Source organism: Streptomyces sp. NPDC005761 (assembly GCF_040630635.1).
Taxonomy (GTDB): domain Bacteria; phylum Actinomycetota; class Actinomycetes; order Streptomycetales; family Streptomycetaceae; genus Streptomyces.
The window spans coordinates 147,491-161,985 of sequence record NZ_JBEXXX010000012.1 but is presented as its reverse complement, the minus strand read 5'-3'; the positions used below and the strand labels follow the sequence as shown (position 1 = coordinate 161,985).

The 14,495-nt window shown below is 71.7% G+C and carries 11 protein-coding genes; 6 read left to right on the top strand and 5 right to left on the bottom strand.

Annotation, left to right across the window (positions count from 1 at the left end; translation table 11 throughout):
- Positions 1 to 108 precede the first annotated feature (108 nt).
- Positions 109 to 1,908 (top strand): aspartate--tRNA ligase, encoded by a 1,800-nt coding sequence (aspS, locus tag ABZ434_RS14820; protein ID WP_359135549.1) that lies wholly within the window; start codon positions 109 to 111, stop codon positions 1,906 to 1,908.
- Positions 1,909 to 2,224: 316 nt separating this feature from the next.
- The gene (locus tag ABZ434_RS14815) at positions 2,225 to 3,046 is read left to right on the top strand and encodes a L,D-transpeptidase family protein (protein ID WP_359135547.1); all 822 of its coding nucleotides are present in this window, start codon (positions 2,225 to 2,227) and stop codon (positions 3,044 to 3,046) included.
- Between the two features lie 550 nt (positions 3,047 to 3,596).
- Here the strand turns inward: ABZ434_RS14815 and metG are convergent.
- A complete protein-coding gene (gene metG, locus ABZ434_RS14810; protein WP_359135545.1) occupies positions 3,597 to 5,198 on the bottom strand; it encodes a methionine--tRNA ligase in 1,602 nt (533 codons plus the stop codon).
- A 147-nt stretch (positions 5,199 to 5,345) separates the two neighbouring features.
- On the opposite strand from metG, the gene ABZ434_RS14805 reads away from it, so the two are divergent.
- Both ABZ434_RS14805 and ABZ434_RS14800 read left to right on the top strand, forming a co-directional pair.
- Positions 5,346 to 5,999 (top strand): response regulator transcription factor, encoded by a 654-nt coding sequence (locus ABZ434_RS14805; RefSeq protein WP_359135599.1) that lies wholly within the window; start codon positions 5,346 to 5,348, stop codon positions 5,997 to 5,999.
- Positions 5,996 to 7,192 carry a HAMP domain-containing sensor histidine kinase gene (locus ABZ434_RS14800; protein WP_359135544.1) on the top strand — a complete coding sequence of 399 codons (1,197 nt, stop codon included), beginning with the start codon at positions 5,996 to 5,998 and terminating at the stop codon, positions 7,190 to 7,192. The genes ABZ434_RS14805 and ABZ434_RS14800 overlap by 4 nt, the downstream gene beginning before the upstream one ends.
- Here the strand turns inward: ABZ434_RS14800 and ABZ434_RS14795 are convergent.
- The gene (locus ABZ434_RS14795; protein ID WP_359135542.1) at positions 7,141 to 8,649 is read right to left on the bottom strand and encodes a VWA domain-containing protein; all 1,509 of its coding nucleotides are present in this window, start codon (positions 8,647 to 8,649) and stop codon (positions 7,141 to 7,143) included. The two genes, ABZ434_RS14800 and ABZ434_RS14795, sit on opposite strands and share 52 nt — an antisense overlap.
- Before the next feature lie 322 nt (positions 8,650 to 8,971).
- Between ABZ434_RS14795 and ABZ434_RS14790 the strand changes: the two genes are divergently transcribed.
- Both ABZ434_RS14790 and ABZ434_RS14785 read left to right on the top strand, forming a co-directional pair.
- On the top strand, positions 8,972 to 10,630 hold the full coding sequence (locus tag ABZ434_RS14790; RefSeq protein WP_359135540.1) for a hypothetical protein: 1,659 nt from the start codon (positions 8,972 to 8,974) through the stop codon (positions 10,628 to 10,630).
- A 64-nt stretch (positions 10,631 to 10,694) separates the two neighbouring features.
- Positions 10,695 to 11,102 carry a S4 domain-containing protein gene (locus ABZ434_RS14785; protein WP_359135538.1) on the top strand — a complete coding sequence of 136 codons (408 nt, stop codon included), beginning with the start codon at positions 10,695 to 10,697 and terminating at the stop codon, positions 11,100 to 11,102.
- 137 nt (positions 11,103 to 11,239) lie between these two features.
- On the opposite strand, the gene ABZ434_RS14780 is transcribed toward ABZ434_RS14785, so the two are convergent.
- The 3 genes from ABZ434_RS14780 to ABZ434_RS14770 all read right to left on the bottom strand — a co-directional run bounded on the left by ABZ434_RS14780 (position 11,240) and on the right by ABZ434_RS14770 (position 14,485).
- Entirely contained in the window at positions 11,240 to 13,141 is a 1,902-nt protein-coding gene (locus ABZ434_RS14780) for an FUSC family protein (protein WP_359135597.1), read from the bottom strand.
- Positions 13,142 to 13,237: 96 nt separating this feature from the next.
- A complete protein-coding gene (locus ABZ434_RS14775; RefSeq protein WP_359135537.1) occupies positions 13,238 to 13,489 on the bottom strand; it encodes a DUF2630 family protein in 252 nt (83 codons plus the stop codon).
- A gap of 36 nt (positions 13,490 to 13,525) precedes the next feature.
- Positions 13,526 to 14,485 carry an NADP-dependent oxidoreductase gene (locus tag ABZ434_RS14770; RefSeq protein ID WP_359135535.1) on the bottom strand — a complete coding sequence of 320 codons (960 nt, stop codon included), beginning with the start codon at positions 14,483 to 14,485 and terminating at the stop codon, positions 13,526 to 13,528.
- Positions 14,486 to 14,495 lie beyond the last annotated feature (10 nt).

Below are 14,495 nucleotides of genomic sequence, written 5' to 3'. Positions count from 1 at the left end.
GCCCACCGACGATCTTGGAGCGGACAATGACAATGAAACGGTCCGGTCGCGGGCGGTAGCCTGGGGTGGCTGAATCATCCCCCAACCGCGAAGACTGGATGAACGACGATGCATCGGTACAGGTCCCACACCTGCGGCGAGCTCCGCGCCTCTGACGTCGGCACCGACGTCCGGCTGAGCGGCTGGCTGCACAATCGCCGAGACCTGGGTGGCATCCTCTTCATCGATCTGCGCGACCACTACGGTCTGGTGCAGCTCGTCGCACGTCCCGGTACCCCCGGCAACGACGCCCTGGCGAAGCTGACCAAGGAGACCGTCGTACGGATCGACGGCAAGGTCTCCGCCCGTGGCGCCGACAACGTCAACCCGGAACTGCCGACCGGCGAGATCGAGATCGAGGTCACCGAGGTCGAGGTGCTCGGCCAGGCCGCCCCGCTGCCCTTCACGATCAACGCCGAGGACGGGGTCAACGAGGAGCGGCGCCTGGAGTACCGCTTCCTCGACCTGCGTCGCGAGCGCATGCACCGCAACATCATGCTGCGCTCGTCCGTCATCGCCGCCATCCGCTCCAAGATGGTGGCCCTCGGCTTCAACGAGATGGCGACCCCGATCCTCGCCGCGACGTCCCCCGAGGGCGCCCGCGACTTCGTGGTCCCGTCCCGCCTGAACCCGGGCAAGTTCTACGCTCTTCCGCAGGCGCCGCAGCAGTTCAAGCAGCTGCTGATGATCTCCGGCTTCGACCGCTACTTCCAGATCGCGCCCTGCTTCCGCGACGAGGACGCACGCGCCGACCGTTCGCCGGGCGAGTTCTACCAGCTCGACGTCGAGATGTCGTTCGTCGAGCAGGAGGACGTCTTCCAGCCGATCGAGAAGCTCATGACCGAGCTCTTCGAGGAGTTCGGCAACGGCCGCCACGTGACCTCGCCGTTCCCGCGCATCCCCTTCCGCGAGTCGATGCTGAAGTACGGCAACGACAAGCCGGACCTGCGGGCCCAGCTGGAGCTCGTCGACATCTCCGACATCTTCGCGGACTCGGAGTTCAAGGCCTTCGCCGGCAAGCACGTCCGTGCCCTCCCGGTGCCGGACACCGCGGGCCAGTCGCGGAAGTTCTTCGACGGCCTCGGTGCGTACGCGGTCGAGCACGGCGCCAAGGGCCTCGCCTGGGTCCGCGTCGGCGAGGACGGCACCCTGGCGGGACCGATCGCCAAGTTCCTCACCGAGACGGACGTCAAGACCCTCACCGAGCGCCTGTCCCTCGTCCCCGGCCACGCCGTCTTCTTCGGTGCGGGCGAGTTCGACGAGGTCTCCAAGATCATGTCCGTCGTCCGCGTCGAGGCCGCCAAGCGCGCCGGCCACTTCGAGGAGGGCGTCTTCCGCTTCTGCTGGATTGTCGACTTCCCGATGTACGAGAAGGACGAGGACACCGGCAAGATCGACTTCTCGCACAACCCGTTCTCCATGCCCCAGGGCGGCATGAAGGACCTGGAGGAGAAGGACCCGCTCGACATCCTGGCGTGGCAGTACGACATCGTCTGCAACGGCATCGAGCTGTCCTCGGGCGCCATCCGTAACCACGAGCCCGAGGTCATGCTGAAGGCCTTCGAGATCGCCGGCTACGAGGCGGAGACCGTCGAGCGGGAGTTCGCGGGCATGCTGCGCGCGTTCCGCCTCGGCGCCCCGCCGCACGGCGGCATCGCCCCCGGCGTCGACCGCATCGTGATGCTGCTGGCCGACGAGCCCAACATCCGGGAGACGATCGCCTTCCCGCTCAACGGCAACGCCCAGGACCTGATGATGGGCGCCCCGAGCGAGCTGGACGAGACGCGGCTGCGCGAGCTGAACATCCAGCTCCGCAAGCCGGTCGCGTCCTCGAAGGACGCCGCCTCGAAGGACGCCTCCGAGAAGTAGCCCGCCGCGCTCACCGGCGCACTCACCGGGTTTCACGTGAAACAGCCCCTGGCACTTCTGCCGGGGGCTGTTTCACGTCCGGGTCCGGCCGCACGGGAACGCGTGGCGAGGCCTCGCGTGCTGCCCCCCCGGACACATGGCTGCACGCATACAAGTACACGAATCACCCGAACGGTGAGACCCGGATGGCCCCCGCGCCGGATTGGCGGCCCGCGACTGCGGCAAAGACTGCCTGGGCCGACCTCGGTGCAGTGCGGACCCCGGCCCGTTGTCCGCAGAGCCCCGCGCCCGGCCACCTACCGCTGAGGAGCCCTCCGTGCCCGTGCCCCGTTCGCGCGTTCCGCTGCGCCTCCCGTACGTCGTCTGCGCCGCCCTCCTGCTGCTGCTGGCCGGGTGCGGGGCGGGCCCCCTCGCCGGGATGGACGGGAACGGTGCCCTCACCAAGGCGGCGGGTGCCACCGGCGTACCGGGACCTCCCGGGGCCGCCGGTGCCCCCGCGCGGCCCCGGCCCGCCGTACCGCCCACACAGCCCCCCGCCCCGCCGCGGGAGATCTCCGGGCTGGGGCCGCAGACCCGGGCGCAGATCCCGGCCGGGGCCCGCCAGGCGTTCGTGGTCACCGGCCAGTCACCGGACTCCAACCGCTCCACGGCCGTGCTCTGGACCCGGGCCGGGCCCGCCGCGGACTGGCGGGCGGCCCTGGCCCCCTGGCCGGCCCACAACGCCCTGAACGGCTGGACGGCCGAGCACTACGAGGGCGATCTGCGCTCACCCGTCGGCGTCTTCACCCTGACCTCGGCGGGCGGCCGCCTCGAACCCCCGGACACCGCCTTCCCGTACGACCTGAGCCCGGACTTCGAGGTGGAGGGCGAGGGGTTCCACGGGGAGCCGCTGGAGGGCTCCTTCGACTACGTCGTCGCCATCGACTACAACCGCGTCCCGGGCACGTCCCCGCTGGACCACACCCGCCCCCTCGGCGAGGAACGCGGCGGCGGCATCTGGATCCACGTCGACCACGGCGGCCCCACCCAGGGCTGCGTGTCGGTCACCGAGGACCGGATGAAGGAACTGCTGGGCATCCTCGACCCGGCGATGGAGCCGGTCATCGTGATGGGGGACGCGGTGTCGCTGAGCCGCTGAGGCCCCTGTGGGGCCGGGGCCTTGGTGTGGGGTGCCCCCGGTCCGGGGCGCGGGGTTCCGTCCTCAAGCGCCGGACGGGCTTGGTTCGGTGCGGGTTCCTTGTGGGGTGCGCTTGTGGGTGGGGGCGGGGCCCCTCCGGGGCGTCTCCTCAGAAACTGGCGTGGCAACGTACGCTGTTGCGGGGGCCGGGTAGTACGCCATTTTCCTGCGGGGACGCCCCTGCACGGCCCCACCCGACGCCGTCGTGCGCCCGCGCCCCGGTGGCACCACTGGTGGAAGAACCGGGGGCGCGGGCGCACTCCGGCCGGGCCCGGGGGCGTGCAGGGGCGTCCCCGCAGGACGACGAACGGATACCGGGGTCCGCTGCGTGGTACTGGAAACGTTCGTCGTTCGAGGAGACGCCCCGGAGGGGCCCCGGACCCCCATCCACCGGGTGAAGGCGCACCCCGCGGGGCTCGGCGCCCAACCCAAGCCCGTCCGGCGCTTGAGGACGGAACCCCCGACCCCGGACCGGGTCAACCGACACACGAAGACCCGGCCCCGAAGGGGCCTACGGCTTCTCCTCCAGGCGCGGGAACAGCACCGCGCCCTTCGTCACCGTCGCGCCGGCCGGCAGCAGGCCCCACGTGCCCGCGTCCTGCACGTGCTGGTCGGACAGCGCGCCCAGGGACTCCTCGGCGCCCAGGGACTCCCACAGCTTCTGCGAGGTGTCCGGCATGATGGGGTTCAGCAGGACCGCGACACCGCGCAGCGCCTCGGCGGCCGTGTACAGGATCGTGGCGAGGCGGGCCTTGCCCTCCGGCGACTCGTCCTTGGCGACCTTCCACGGTTCCTGCCCCGTGATGTAGCCGTTGACCTGCTTCACGAAGTCGAAGACCGCCAGGATGCCTGCCTGGAAGTCCAGCTCCTCGCCGATCTTCAGGTCGGCCGTGGCGACAGCCTTGGCCAGCCCCTCGTGGACCGCCTGCTCGGCCTCTCCGACGGCCGTGGCCTCGGGGAGCGCGCCGCCGTAGTACTTGCCGACCATGGCCGCGAGGCGCGAGGCCAGGTTGCCGTAGTCGTTGGCGAGCTCGGAGGTGTAGCGGGCGGTGAAGTCCTCCCAGGAGAACGAGCCGTCGCTGCCGAAGGCGATGGCCCGCAGGAAGTACCAGCGGTAGGCGTCCACGCCGAAGTGCGAGGTCAGGTCCTGCGGCTTGATGCCCGTCAGGTTCGACTTGGACATCTTCTCGCCGCCGACCATCAGCCAGCCGTTGGCCGCGACGCGGCCCGGCAGCGGAAGCCCCTGCGCCATCAGCATCGCCGGCCAGATCACCGCGTGGAAGCGCAGGATGTCCTTGCCGACCAGGTGCACGTTCGCCGGGAACGTACCGTCGAACTTCTCCTGGTTGGCGCCGTAGCCGACCGCCGTCGCGTAATTCAGCAGCGCGTCGACCCACACGTAGATGACGTGCTTGTCGTCCCACGGCACCGGGACGCCCCAGTCGAAGGTCGAGCGGGAGATCGAGAGGTCCTGGAGCCCCTGCTTCACGAAGTTCACGACTTCGTTGCGCGCGGACTCGGGCTGGATGAAGCCCGGGTTGGCCGCGTAGAACTCCAGCAGCTTCGGGCCGTACTCGCTCAGCTTGAAGAAGTAGTTCTCCTCCTTGAGGATCTCCACCGGCTTCTTGTGGATCGGGCACAGCTTGACGCCGGCCTCGTCCTCGATGAGGTCGCCGGGGAGCTTGTACTCCTCGCAGCCCACGCAGTACGGGCCCTCGTAGCCGCCCTTGTAGATCTCGTCCTTGTCGTACAGGTCCTGCACGAACTCCTGCACACGGTCGGTGTGCCGCTTCTCCGTCGTACGGATGAAGTCGTCGTTCGCGATGTTCAGGTGCTCCCAGAGGGGCTTCCAGGCCTCCTCGACGAGCTTGTCGCACCACGCCTGGGGCGTGACGTTGTTCGCCTCGGCCGTACGCATGATCTTCTGACCGTGCTCGTCCGTGCCGGTGAGGTACCACACCTTCTCGCCGCGCTGGCGGTGCCAGCGGGTGAGCACGTCGCCTGCGACGGTCGTGTAGGCGTGGCCCAGGTGAGGAGCGTCGTTGACGTAGTAAATGGGGGTCGAGACGTAGAACGCCGTCGCCGCCTGCTTCTCGGATCCAGTGGCCGCCATGGCCGAAATCCTAACGGCCCGTGGGAGATCCACTCACACCGATAAAACCCGCCGGGGCGCGGAGACCTTTGCGAAACATGCCTTCCGGTAGCAAAGACGCATCCTGGGAGGGAGTGGACAGGCGTGCACGAGGCAGGGGACATCACGATGCGGGTACTGGTCGCCGAGGACGAGGAGATTCTGGCGGAGCTCGTCGCCACGGGGCTGCGGCGGGCCGGATTCGCCGTCGACACGGTCTACAGCGGCGACGCCGCCCAGGCCTACCTGGGGCTGCACGACTACGACGTCGTCGTCCTGGACCGCGATCTGCCCCGGGTGCACGGCGACGACGTGGCCCGCGGCCTGGTCGCCTCCGGCTCCCGGACCAGGATCCTGATGCTGACGGCGGCCGGGTCCATGGAGGACCGCGTCGCCGGGCTGGACCTGGGTGCCGACGACTACCTGGGCAAGCCGTTCGAGTTCCCCGAGCTCGTGTCGCGGGTCCGCGCCCTGCGCCGCCGCAGCGCCCGCCCCGTCCCCCCGGAGCTGGTGCGTCACGGCATCCGGCTCGACACCGTGCGCCGCAGGGCGGTCCGGGACGGCCGGGAGCTGGATCTCTCGCCGAAGGAGTTCACCGTGCTCCAGCTGCTGCTGGAGGCCGACGGCGGCACGGTCAGCGCCGAGGAGCTCCTGGAGCGGGCCTGGGACGCCCACGCCGACCCCTTCACCGGAGCCGTGCGCGTCTGCATGAGCAAGCTGCGCGGAAAGCTCGGCGAGCCCGCCGTCATCCGCACCGTGCAGGGTGTGGGGTACGCCCTGTGAGGCGCCCTGCCCGGGTGCCGCACGCCACGATCAGGACCAGGATCGCGCTCGTGTACGGCGGCGTGTTCCTGGTGCTCGGTACGGCTCTGCTGGCCACGGTCAACCTCGCCGCCCGGGCCGGTACCGACTCGCAGGCCCGCGCCATCGCCCGGACCGCCGTGGTCGTCCAGCCCGGTTACGCGGTCAACGGCCCCCTCGTCACCCGGCGCACTCTGGGGCCGCCGACCGTCTACGACCTCACCGACCACGTCAGCGACGCCGCCGGGGACCAGCTGCTCAACTGGTCCGTGGCCGCCCTGCTCGTCATGACGGCGTGTGCCGTGGGCGTGGGGTGGTGGACCGCAGGGCGGCTTCTGCGCCCTGTCCACGCGATGACCGCCAAGGCGCGCCGGCTCTCCGCGCACACGCTGCACGAACGGATCGCCTCCAGCGGGCCCGACGACGAGCTGAAGGAGCTGGGCGACACGCTGGACGCGCTGCTCGCCCGGCTGGAGAAGGCGTTCGACAGCCAGCGCCGGTTCATCGCCAACGCCTCGCACGAGCTGCGCACCCCGCTGGCCACGCAGCGGGTGGCGATCCAGGTGGGTCTCGAGGACCCGACGCCGGACGATCTCGTACGGACCCGGCAGACGCTGCTGGACAACAACCGGCGCAGCGAGCGGCTCATCGAGGGGCTGCTGGTGCTGGCGCGCAGCGAACGCGGGCTGGAGCACAGCGAGCGGGAGACGGTGGACCTGGCCCATGTAGTGGTGGAGGAGGCCGACCGGTATCCGGGGGTGGTGGTCGACGCCGAGCGCTGTGCGGTGCGCGGGAACCGGTTGCTGCTGGCCCAGCTGGTGGCCAATCTGCTGGCCAACGCGGTGACGTACAACGTGCCCGGCGGGAGCGTGGGGGTGTCCCTGGTGCCGGCGGGCACGGGGGCGCTGCTGGAGGTGCGCAACACCGGTCCGGTGGTGGAGGCGGCCGACGTGGCCGGTCTGTTCGAGCCGTTCCGGCGCGGTGAGGGCAGGGACCGGATGGGAGCGGGTTCGGGACTCGGGCTTTCGATCGTACGTTCTATTGCCATGGCGCACGGCGGTACGGTCACGGCGGTGCCGGGCCCGGAGGGCGGGCTCGCCGTGACCGTACGCCTGCCGGTGGATCAGGCGCCGGCGGCGACCCAGGCGGGCAGCGCGGCGAGCGCCTCGCGGTAGAAGACGGCGTCCGCGACCTCGCGAGGGGCGGGGCCCGCGTGGAAGAAGCCGGCGTTCGGGGCGTCCAGTTTCCGCAGGAAGTCGAAGCCCTTCGCGTCCTCGTCGCCGAACGCGACGAACTGGAAGAACAGCGGCAGCCGTGCCGCGTCCGTCAGCGCCTGGCGGGCGGCCTGCTTGACGTCCGGCGGACCGTCCGTCTGGAAGATCACCAGCGCCGGTCCGGTGGTCCCGGACTTCTCGTAGTGCGCGACGACCTCCTCGACGGCGCGGTGGTAGTTCGTCCGGCCGAGCCGTCCGAGACCCGCGTTCAACTCGTCGATGCGGCCCTCATGACCGTCCAGTCCGACCGTGCCGGTGCCGTCGATGTCGGTCGAGAAGAAGACCACCTGGACGGTGGCGCTCTCGTCGAGGTGTGCGGCGAGAGCGAGCGTGCGGTCGCCCAGGTGCTGGGCGCTGCCGTCCTTGTAGAACGGCCGCATGGAGCCGGAGCGGTCCAGGACCAGATAGACGGTGGCGCGCAGACCGGTGAGCCCGTGCGCCTTCAGCCCGGCCTGGGCGGCCTTGTACGGCCCCACGAGCTCGGGCGCGCGGGACTTGACCTTGGCGAGAGTGAGCGCGGGCTTGCCGGCGGGGGCGGGGGCCGCCTCGGCCACGGGCTCGGACGCCGGTTCCGGTGCGGGCTCCGGGTCCATCTCGATGGTGATCGGCTCGGGCTCGGCGACCGCGGCGGCAGCGGCGACCGGCTCGGGCTCGGCGACCGTGGCGGCGACCGGTTCGGGCTCGGCGACGACCGGCTCGGGCTCGGCGACCGCTGCGGCGACCGGCTCGGGTGCGGCTGCTGCGGCAGGGGCCTCGGCGGGCGTCTCCACGGGCTCCGGGCTCACGGTCCCGGGTTCGGCCACGGGCTCCGGAACCACGGCCTCGGGCTCGGCCACGGGCTCCGCTTCGACCTCCGGAGCAGGCGACGCCGCCGGCGCGACAGCCTTCGCCGGCTTCTCGGCCTTTTCGGCCTCCGCCGGCGCGACAGCCTTCGCCGGCTTCTCGGCCTTTTCGGCCTCCGCCGGCGCGACAGCCTCCGTCGGCTTCTCGGCCTTCTCGGCCTTCTCGGCCTCCGCGGCCTTCGTTCGGGACGACCCCTGTGACGGAACCGTGGGAGTGGTCTTGGGGGTGGGCGCGGCGGCCTTGTCGAAGGCGGCGGCCACCAGGTCCGCCGCCGCTCCGCTCTCGTCCTTCGTGGACCGGGAGCGGCTGGTCGGGGCCGACTCCGAAGAGGCCGGGGCCGGCACCGACACCTTGACGGCCGGGGCGGGCTCGGCCGCCGGCTCGTCCACCGTCACCGACTCCGACTCGGGGGCCAGGGTGCGCTCGCCCTGGGCCGGGACCGTGGCCGTGGTCGGCTCGTCCTGCTCCGTGCGGTCACGGCCGAACACCTTGCGCAGCAAGCTCCGAATGCCCATGGGCGAGGCCTTTCGCGTGAGTTGGGTGCGATGTATGTCCGTACTGCGGGAAATGATCCCTGGCCAGGGCGGATACGTAAGGTTAGCGGCCGGATCCGGCCCTTCGTCGGTGCGGCCCGCCCGTGGGGCAACTGAGCTGCAACCGATCCCGTACCGAGTCCTGTGACCGGACTGTGCGGACCTCATGGATGTCGACGGTAAGTCGTTCACATAAGCCTCCGAGGTGCCCCTTCGTGTTGCTAGCGTGTGCGGCCGGTGCGCCTGACAAACAGTCAGGGGCACCGTTTCCGTTATTCGCAGGTGTGACAAGAAGGGCTCTCATATGAGGAACCCATCCCGCCGCATACGTCTTGCGGCCTGTGCGGTGGCGGCCGGGGCGATGCTTTCCGGCCTCGCGCCCGTTGCCGGAGCGAGCGCCGTCCCCGCGGCCGGACCGGCGTCGGTCCCGGTCGCGGACGACCCCGTACCGGACCACGAGGGCATGCCGGACGACGGCTTCGAGGACGAACCCGAGGGCGAACAGGACGACTTGGCCGGGACCGCGACGGCCGGCGCGAGCAGGAGTGCCGCGGCGGCCGCCCCGGTGCCGGGCCGCCCGGCCGACTTCAGGCTGGTCAAGGGCACGGACCTGTCCGGGCTCGTCACGAAGCTGGACGCGGGACTGCCCAAGCAGGGCCTCACGGAACTGCTGGACCAGGCCAACCGGCCGGCCGCCGACTGCGGCACCGCCGGCATCTACGGCCCCGACCTGACCGTCAGCCACCGCGTCTGCTGGAAGGACGACGACGCCACCTCCTCGGAGTGGGTGCCGCAGGCCATCTCGGGTGTCTCGGACGCCCAGGAGGACGAGGACTGGGGTACGTCGAACGCCGAGCCGATCGCGGTGGGCGGCTACGACGCGGTGAACCCGGGCCGCAGCGACTACATCGCGGGGCGCGACGACTGTCTGGAGAGTTCCGCGTCGGACGCGTGCAACGAGAAGGGCATCCGGGTCACCTTCTTCAACCAGGCGACCAAGATGTACCGCCATGTGCTCCTGGTGTGGCCGTACATGAACTCCATGGACCACATCTCCTTCGACGCCCTCCACGCCCGTGAGGGCCGGTGCAACCCGGTCGTCGTCACGGGCTGCGCCGCGCAGAACGGCATCCACGCGGGCGGCATGGTCTGGTACGGCAACTACCTGTACGTCGCCGACACCGCCAACGGCATGCGGGTCTTCGACCTCCGCAAGATCATGGACCTCAACCCGGACAACGACGCGGCCGTCAACGACCCGACGCCGGACGGACTGGTCAGCGACGTCCAGGACAAGAAGCGGATCGGGCGGCAGAGCAACGTCTGGTACGGATACGGCTACCGCTACGTCATGCCGCAGGTCGCCACGCTGAAGTTCAGCACGGCGAAGAACAGCGGCACGACCAGCGGGAACCAGTGCTACGCGACCGGCCGGCCGAAGGCGTCGTACATCTCGCTGGACCGCACCGGGACCGACCACATGATCCTCGGCGAGTACTGCAACACGAACAACGGGGGCAGCAGCCCCGGGCGGGTCGGCACCTATCCGATGAGCGCGCTGACCGCCGCGGTCGAGGGCGCGTCCGGGACGGCCGCCGGTGCCGACGAGGCCTACGGACTGCCCACCGGGGCCACGTTCGGCAACGAGGACCTGTGGCACAAGATGCAGGGTGCGATGCGGTACGAGGGCAAGTGGTACTTCCACCGCAGCAACGCCTACGACAACGGCCGACTGCTCCAGGCCACCCCGGGCACGGTCGACGGAACGAGCCGGCTCGTCGGCAACGCGAAGACGCTGCAGTCGGCGTTCGGCCCCGAGGACCTCTACCTCGCCCACGGGCGAGGTGACGGCTTCCCGCCGCAGCTCTGGTCGCTGAGCGAGCACGCGCCGAGCAAGTGCGGGGCGTGCAAGCGGGAGGTGTACAGCTACAACATGTCCGAGGTGATCAGCGACTTCGGCTGACCCCGTCGGCGTCCGCCGCATCACGGTCCGCCGCATCACGGTCCGCCGCACTACAGTCGGACCCATGGTTTCCGGTGAGGCGCCGCAGGCGGCAGGCAGCGTTCGGGTCGATGTCTGGATCTGGTCGGTCCGGCTCACGAAGACCCGCGCGCAGGCTGCTGCCGCCTGCCGCGCGGGTCATGTGAAGGTCGCCGGCGAACGGGCCAAGCCGGCCCAGGCCCTGCGCGTCGGCGACGAGGTGCGGCTGCGGCACGCGGGCCGGGACCGGGTCGTGGTCGTGTCGAAGATCGTGAAGAAGCGGGTGGGCCCGCCGGTGGCGGCGGAGTGTTTCGTCGACAACAGCCCGCCCCCGCCGCCGCGCGAGGCCGCGATCCAGGTTCCGGTACGGGACCGGGGCGCGGGGCGGCCGACGAAGCGGGACCGGCGCGAGATGGACCGCCTGCGGGGCGCGGGTCCCGACGCCACGGAGTGACGGGCGCGGCGCGCGAGGGCGTGCGGCCGGACCGGGCCCGACGGCGACAGATCCCTCGGCCCACGGCCCCACGGCGACAGACCCCTCGGCCCACGGCGTGATACCGCTCGGCCCCACGGGCGGACGGCTTTGCGGCTCTACGGCTCGGGCGAGGCGATGGCCCGGGCTGCCGCCACCTCCTGGCGCAGCGGCGCCAGGACGCCCTCCTCGTCCCCGGGGAGTTCGGTGCGTACCGCCACCAGGACCTCGCTCGCCCTCATTCCCTCGGCCAGTTCGCGGAGCTGGGCCCGGACCGCGGCGACCTCGGCCGGTTCCGGTTCCGGGGCCCCGTGGTCGACGCGGACACGGGCCGCCGTGGTGGCGTCCACGATGCGTTCCACGGCCACGACCAGCGGCCACCACGCGGCGGCGCGCCTGCCGGTGGGCGGCGGTTCGGTCAGCGCGCGCTGGAACTCGGAGCGCACCGACGACAGATCGCGGTAGATGCGGCGGCGGGCGCGGACCCGCTCGGCCCCGTCACCGTCGCCGTCCGGCTCGAACGCCACCCCCACGTAGTCCGCGATGTCCGCGACCGCGTCGGCCAGGCGGCGGCCGATCCGGGTGTGCCAGCTCTCCGGCCACAGCAGATATCCGGCCACCAGCACGATGCCGCAGCCGATCAGGCTGTCCAGGAAGCGCGGCCAGACCAGGTGCACGCCCTGGTGGTTCAGCAGGTCCGACAGCAGCAGGATGACCGGGGTGACGGCCGCGGTCTGGAAGGCGTACCCCTTCGCTGTCAGGGCCGGGATCAGCGCGGCGAGCACCATCATCACCGGCACGTCCCACCATCCGACCGGCACCTCCGCCAGCACCGGCGCCGCGATCACGAGGCCCGCGGCCGTACCCACGGAACGCAGCACGGCACGCGAGAACACCGAGCCGAAGTCGGGCTTGAGGACGAAGGTGACGGTCAGCGCCACCCAGTAGGAGCGCGGCACGTCGATCAGCGAGGTCAGCGCCTGGGCCAGCCCGATGCAGAGCGCGAGGCGCAGCCCGTACCGCCAGGAAGGCCCGGAGAGCAGGACGTTGCGGGTGGCGCGCCGGACGCGGACCCCGAGGGCCGCGGGCCTGCCGAGCCGGTCGTCGACGTTGTACGGGTCGGGGTCGGCCTTGTGCACGACGGCGGCGGCATGGCGCAGGGCGCCGTCGACCGCCCGGGTGGCGGGTGAGTCGGGTGCCGGCAGGCCGGGTCCGTCGCCGCCGGTGCGGCTCTCCTCGATGTCCTCGGCCAGTGCCCGGACCGCCGCCGGGATCTCGTCGGGCAGCAGGAACCCTCGTACGTGCACCGCGGGCGCCGCCTCGACCAGCGGGATCACCACGTTGAGCTGGGAGAGCATCCGCACCATGGTGCCGCTGCGGCCGTGGTAGCGGGCGCGGCGGGCGAGGACCAGGTCGTAGGAGGCGTTGAGGGACTCGGTGACGGCCTGCCGCTTCTCCTCGTACGCCTGTGTACCGGCGGCGGCGAGCAGATCGGCGACCGCGAGATAGGTGTCCGCGACCGCGACGCGTTCCGGGAGCTTCCGGCGCAACGGCCAGGCCAGCAGGGTCAGGACGAGGACGAACAGACCGCCCAGCGTCAGCAGCAGCGGCGCCACCCACCAGGGGTCGGGCATCGGGAGTCCGGCGCCCACCACGGAGTTGAGCAGGAGCAGCAGGCCCGACACGGAGGCGACGGCACCGATCGACGACATCATCCCGGAGGCGAGGCCGACGACCGTGAGCACGGCGACGGCCGCCCAGCCGGTCCCGTACACGAACGTGCCGAGCATGATGCCGAGAGCGCCGAACAGTTGCGGCACGGCGATGTTGAGGATGCGCATCCGGTACGCGTCGGCGGTGTCGCCGATGACACCGGAGAGCGCGCCCATGGAGGCCAGCGCCCCGTACATCGGCCGGTCGGCGGCGAATCCGGCGGCGAGCGGTGCGGCCAGGGCGACACTCGCGCGGGCGACGGCGGCCCAGGGGACCGGCGTGGGCAGGGGGCGCAGGCCGTAGCGCAGCCAGACGGGCGGCGTTCCGCGGCGCTGCGCCGCGGTGGAGGAGTGGCCGGCTCCGTCGGCCCTGCTGCCGGTCACTGCGTCCCCTCCCAGCAGCGGTCAGCTGCGATAGCCCTCGACCTGGTCGGCCGGGCGGACCCGGGCCTGTGACGGGTCCTCGCCGTACTCGTCCAGTGCTCGGCGCTGCCGCAGCAGGTCCCAGCACTGGTCGAGACGGACCTCCACCGTACGCAGTCGGGCCCTTTCCTCGGGGGACAGGCCGGGTTCCCGCCCGTTGCGGTCACGCAGGGCGCGTTCCTCCGCGACGAGACCGTCGATGCCGCCGATGATGTCCCGTTCCTGGTCGTCCATGACGTCGTCCTCTCAGCCGCAACGGATTCAACGGTTTCAGCAGTGCCCGTGCTCCTTCAGCACGATGACGGTCTTTCCGCGCGCCCCGCCGGCCCGGTCGCGGGCCAGGGCCTGCGGGGCCTTCTCCAGGGGGAGTTCGATGTCGATGGGGACACGCAGGATCCCGTCCGCGGCGCCTGCGGCCAGCACGTCCAGCAGGACCGGGCTCGGGTCGAGCCGGAAGTCGACGCCCCGCACCGTCGCCGGGAGCTCCGCCCCGGCCGCGACGCCGAGGGTGGAGAGCGCGATGCCGCCCGGCCGGAGGGTCGCGGCGTGCTCGGCGAAGGCGCCGGGGGTCGCGGAGGCCAGGTCGGCCAGCGCGTCGACACCGTCCGGGCAGGCCGCACGTATCGCGTCGGCAGCCGGGCCGTCCGTGACGTCGATCGTGACGGCGGCGCCCAACGACCCCATCCTGGACCTCTCGTCGCCGCGCACCGCGGCGATCACGCGTACGTCCCGGGCTTTGGCGAGCTGGGTCAGGCAGCTGCCTACGCCGCCCGCCGCGCCGACGACCAGCAGGCTCTCGTGGCCCCGCAGCGACACCGCCTCCAGGATCTGCGCGGCGGCCATCCCGGCGGAGGGCAGCGCGGCCGCGATCCGGGCGTCCAGCCCGCGCGGGACGAGGGCGATGGCGGAATCCTGCGGTACGCAGACGTAGTCGCAGTACGTCCCCGCCCCGTCCGCAGGACCGCCGGCCCGGCCGAAGACGTGGTCGCCGACCCGGAAGCGGTTGTCGCCGCTGCCGATCATGTCCACCCGGCCCGCGTAGTCCACTCCGACGACCACCGGGTGGGCGAGGGGCGCGTCCGGGGCGCCGTCGTACGCGAGCTGACGGTCGTGCGGGTTGAGTGAGGCGTACTCGATCCGCACCCGGACCTCGCCGGTCCCCGGTTCCGGCTTGGGGACGACGACCAGAGAGGGACCGGCCCGGAACGTGCTGACGGCGACGGCTCGCATACGCAGACCT